This window comes from Dietzia sp. UBA5065, assembly GCA_002415925.1.
GTDB lineage: Bacteria > Actinomycetota > Actinomycetes > Mycobacteriales > Mycobacteriaceae > Dietzia.
Map to the genome: position 1 here is coordinate 1,431 of DIAZ01000116.1, position 1,578 is coordinate 3,008.

Sequence of the window (1,578 nt, forward strand, 5' to 3'; positions counted from 1 at the left end):
ACCTCGAGCCGGGCCGACACGCCGCCCGGGGGGATCGTCTCCGCGTGGGCCATCGGGAGCGCCACCCAGAGGTCGGCGGTGTCGGGGGACCGGTGCGCGAGGGCCACGTCCGAGGTGGCGCCATCGAGGGCGAGAGTGGCCCGGGCGCACCGGCGCAGGGTCGAGTTCGCCCGTTCCGCGGGTTCGGGGACCGGCCCCACCAGTGCTCGCATGTCGACTCCCTCGCCGCTTCCCTCGTCGCTGTCGCCGGCCCGTCCCGGCGCCGCAGGAGAGGGCGCCGGGGCGGTCCGGGGGCGGGGACGTGACTACCCGCTGCGACTAATTTAGGTAAGCCTTACCTGAAATGCAAGGGTGGATCCGAGGGTGGTGCGGGGCGCGGGGAGGACCCGGCGGGGCCGACCTCAGCCGACGAGGCCCGCGAGTTCCCGCTGGACGTCGTCGGAATCGTTGCAGACCTGCGAGAACGGGACCCTGACGACCTCGTCGAAGCCGCCCGACGGCGATCCGACGGACACGTCCAGGCCGAACCTGTCCGCGCCGATGATCCAGGGCCGGGTTCCCGCGATCTGCCGGCCGGCCCGAAGCGCGAGCCGGGCCGCGAGGCCGGCGTCCGATCCGAGCCGGCGCAGCCAGGCCTGTTCGTCGATCCCGATGGGGTCGACGGCGGCCGCGGCGAGCTCGCCCCGCGGGACCACGTGGACGCCGTCCGCGGACAGGTAGCTGATGGCCAGCGGCTGCAACTCGCTCAGCTGCAGCGATCCGGACTCCCGGTTCGGGCCCATCCCGCCGCCGTCGGTGGCGACCAGCCGGCGCGGCCGTGCCGGGGACGAGGCCGTGACGATCCCGGAGATGGTGACGACCCCACGGGTCACCGCGCACTCGTCGTCGCATGGCGCGTCCGGCGCCCCCACCGACGGCCGGCCGTCGATCGCGAAGGACGGCCGGGAGGCGACCCCACCGCACCGACCCGTACACACCCTGTCCGCGATCTCGATCGACGCGGCGGCCCCGGCGGCGGCCACGCCGCCCGACGACCCCGACCCGCGGGTCGCGCCGCCGACGTCGACCACCAGCACGATCACCCCGTCGTCGCGCACCCGCGCCGACCGCAGTGGCCGCGTGAGCAGCCCCGCCTCGATCGCCCCTCCGGCGCCGCGGGCCAGAACGGTCCGCACACGCTCGGCGATCGGTCGCCCCGTCACGTCGTCCATCACGAACCTCCTGGGAAGGGTGCGCCCGCCGACCGGGCCACCGGCCCCACAAAACGGACTCTCCTCCACTTCAGCGCCGGACGAGCCCGGATCGATACCCGGTTGCACCCGAAACCGCCGTGAGACCCGCCACATCGGCGGCCCGGCCCCGCGTCGGCGGCCCCCCGGGACCCCCGCCGGCGGCGCCGGGTGTGCGCCGCCCCCGCTGACGTGGTGGAATCGGGGGCATGGACGAGTTCAGGGAAGAGCCCTCGAAGTACATCTGGCGCTGGACCCAGTGGTCGTGGGTGTGCGTGGGAGTCGCCGTGCTCATCGTGGCGATGGGCCTGACCGGCGGCGGCTCGCCGGTCCCGTGGATCATCGGGGC

General features: G+C 74.9%; 1 protein-coding gene and 1 pseudogene. Both read right to left on the minus strand.

Annotated features, from left to right (window positions below; genetic code table 11):
* A pseudogene (locus B4M60_RS08995) lies at positions 1-212 on the minus strand (hypothetical protein); the annotation flags it as partial.
* Between the two features lie 189 nt (positions 213-401).
* Positions 402-1,211 carry a hypothetical protein gene (locus tag B4M60_RS09000; protein WP_291082505.1) on the minus strand — a complete coding sequence of 270 codons (810 nt, stop codon included), beginning with the start codon at positions 1,209-1,211 and terminating at the stop codon, positions 402-404.
* Positions 1,212-1,578: the final 367 nt, after the last annotated feature.

Coding starts and splice junctions, on each gene's coding strand:
- B4M60_RS09000 (WP_291082505.1), bottom strand. CDS start 1,211: ATGGACGACGTGACGGGGCGACCGATCGCCGAGCGTGTGCGGACCGTT.